The following is a 2,816-nucleotide window of genomic DNA, read 5'->3' on the forward strand; positions in this document are numbered from 1 at the left end:
CCGGTTCGGCAACCGCCGTCGAGCCCTCAGCGCCGGATCCGGCGTTGCTGCTCTTGACCAGTTCCACAATCTCCTCGTACCGGGGACTGTTCATGAAGTTGTCCACGGAGACGTGCACGGCGCTGGAGGTGACCGGACGCGCGCGTTCTGTCAGGTCCTGGTGCGTGACCACGACGTCGTAAGTGTCGCTGAGGTTGGCAATGCCGAATTGGTGACCTTGACTTCCGGGAAACCGGCTGCCTTGATCTTGTTGCGCAGGACCGAGGCACCCATCGCGCTGGAGCCCATGCCGGCGTCGCACGCGAACACGATGTTCTGGATAGGACGGGTCAGGACGGCGGTACCGCCGCCGGCGCCCAGGAGGGTGGAGGAAACGGAGCTCTTTTTGCCCTTGAGTTCTTCCATCCTGGACGTTGCCTGGCCCAGCGCGTCCACATCGGTGGTCTTGCTGGTCCGCAGGATCACGGAGGCGATCAGGAAGGACACTGTGGCTGCGAGGAGCACGGACAGGGCGACACCGAAATAGCTGTCTTTCGCTGTCGCGGCAAAGACGGCGATGATGCTGCCAGGGGCTGCCGGCGAACGCAAGCCCGCGCCGGTGACCACCAAGGTGAAGATGCCGGTCATGCCGCCCGCGATCGTGGCGAGGATGAGGATCGGCTTCATGAGAATGTACGGGAAGTAGATCTCGTGGATACCGCCGACAAACTGGATGAGCGCGGCGCCGGGAGCGGATGCCCGTGCCAGGCCCTTGCCGAAGAACATGTAGGCGAGCAGGACGCCGACGCCCGGGCCGGGGTTCGCCTCGAGCAGGAACAAGATGGACTTGCCGTTTTGCAGCGCTTGTTCCGTACCGAGCGGAGTGAGGATGCCGTGGTTGACCGCGTTGTTGAGGAACAGGACCTTGGCGGGTTCGATGAAGATGCTGGTCAGCGGCAGAAGTCCGTTGTGGACCAGGAACTCGACGACGTTGCTCGCGCCGTCGCTGAAGGCCTTAACAACCGGACCGATCACCAACATGCCGAAGATGGCCAGTGCGGCACCGACGATGCCTGCGGAGAAGTTGTCGATCAGCATCTCGAAGCCCGGCTTGACCCGGCCCTCCCACACCTTGTCGAGCTTCTTCATGATCCAGGCCGTGAGCGGGCCCATGAGCATGGCACCGATGAACATCGGAATATCCGTACCCACAATCACACCCATGGTGGCGGCGGCTCCAACCACGCCGCCGCGGATGCCATGGACCGCCCGGCCGCCGGTATAGCCGATCAGCAGCGGCAACAGGTACGTGATCATGGGGCCCACGAGTTTGGCCAGGTCCGCATTGGGGAAGAACCCTGCCGGGATGAACAGGGCGGTGATGATGCCCCATGCAATAAAGGCCCCGATGTTGGGCATGATCATGCCCGAGAGGAACGTTCCGAACTTTTGGACACCAACGCGCACGCTGGTGCGCGGTTTCGCAACTGACGCTGTTGCCATTGTGTGAATTCCTAACGTGAGTCCCGCATCAATGCGGAATCAGTCGATATCTATCGAAGGAGGACAGCTCTAGGAGCTGCTGGAGATTCGGTGAAGCCATTCAAGGAACAGCTTCAGTTCCGAACTGGATAGCTGGTCTGAATGCGAGGCTTGGAGTGCCGCATTCAGCGCGATTGCCGCAACAACAACGGACGACTTGCCGGAGTCGTCTGCTGCGGCGCCACGGGCTGTTTCCGTGGACACGGCGAAAATCATGGAATCCCGGGTCATGGTGGAGAGTTCGAGGTTCCGGTCTTCCAAAGGCTCTGCGATGAGCATGAGCGTGACGCCAACGTTGGCCGCCAGGATGCTTCTGGCCGCCTCACGCGGGGGTACGTTGATCTGCCCGGCAATGGCCGCCTTGCTCAGCATCTCCTCCAGAAGCGACTCGGCATCAGCCACGATGGCCGGCCTGCTTTCCGGACGGATGTTGCCGAACATCACCAGGTAAAGGTGCGGTTGGGTAAGTCCGAACTGGACGTGGTTGTCCCACATCCGGCGGACATCCTCCAGGGGGACCCCAGAGGGTGCGAAGTCCCGCTCTCCCGCCACATACTCCTCGAAGCCGGCTGCAACGACGGCGTCGAACAGCCCCTCCTTGTCGCCGAAGTGGTGGTAAAGCGTGGGCGCCGTGACGCCGGCAAGTTTGGTGATTTGGCGCGTAGAGACCGGCGACCCATCCGAATTCGCCAGCAACTCGGCAGCTGCACGGAGCAGCCGAGTTTTGGGCGGAAGCTGGTCATCGAAACTCATAGCCGCTACCCTAGCACCTATAGCAACGCTATATGAAGTGAGTCACAGGAGATTTTTTCGGACCTCGAGGCGCCGCAGCCGGTGGGTCCGATCCGAGAGCAGGAACAGAGGATTTCAGTGCAGAATTTCCAAGGAGTAGGCGTTAGCCCGGGCCGCGTCATTGGCACTATCCGTCAGATGCCCAAACCAGTCAGCGAACCGCCGTCGGGCGAGAAGCTAGCGGCATCCACCACCGCGGAAGACGCCGTCGCGGGCCTCAAAGCGGCGGCACAGTCGGTCCACGACGAACTCAAAGCACGCGCGGACAAGGCCAGCGGCGACGGTAAGGCCGTGCTGGAAGCCACCGCGCTCATGGCCAAGGACACCATGCTCCTGAAATCGGCCACCAAGCTCATCAACAACAACGGCAGCTCCGCCGAACGCGCCATCTGGGAAGCCGGCGCCTCCGTGTCCGAAATGCTGCACAACCTGGGCGGATACATGGCCGAGCGCGCCACCGACGTCCTGGACGTCCGCGCGCGGATCGTCGCCGAACTTCGCGG

The 2,816-nt window shown here is 62.2% G+C and carries 2 protein-coding genes and 1 pseudogene; 1 reads left to right on the top strand and 2 read right to left on the bottom strand.

Annotated features, from left to right (window positions below; all coding sequences use genetic code 11):
- Both AHiyo1_RS12030 and AHiyo1_RS12035 read right to left on the bottom strand, forming a co-directional pair.
- Positions 1–1,482, bottom strand: a pseudogene (locus tag AHiyo1_RS12030) (PTS mannitol transporter subunit IICB); the annotation flags it as partial.
- 69 nt (positions 1,483–1,551) lie between these two features.
- Positions 1,552–2,274: a TetR/AcrR family transcriptional regulator gene (locus AHiyo1_RS12035; protein ID WP_059388720.1), complete on the bottom strand. Its 723-nt coding sequence runs from the start codon at positions 2,272–2,274 to the stop codon at positions 1,552–1,554.
- Positions 2,275–2,391: 117 nt separating this feature from the next.
- Between AHiyo1_RS12035 and AHiyo1_RS12040 the strand changes: the two genes are divergently transcribed.
- Positions 2,392–2,816 (top strand): phosphoenolpyruvate-utilizing N-terminal domain-containing protein (locus tag AHiyo1_RS12040; RefSeq protein WP_275937059.1); only part of this gene is annotated, 425 nt, incomplete at its 3' end.

Origin of the sequence: Arthrobacter sp. Hiyo1 (assembly GCF_001263615.2) — a bacterium.
GTDB lineage: Bacteria > Actinomycetota > Actinomycetes > Actinomycetales > Micrococcaceae > Arthrobacter.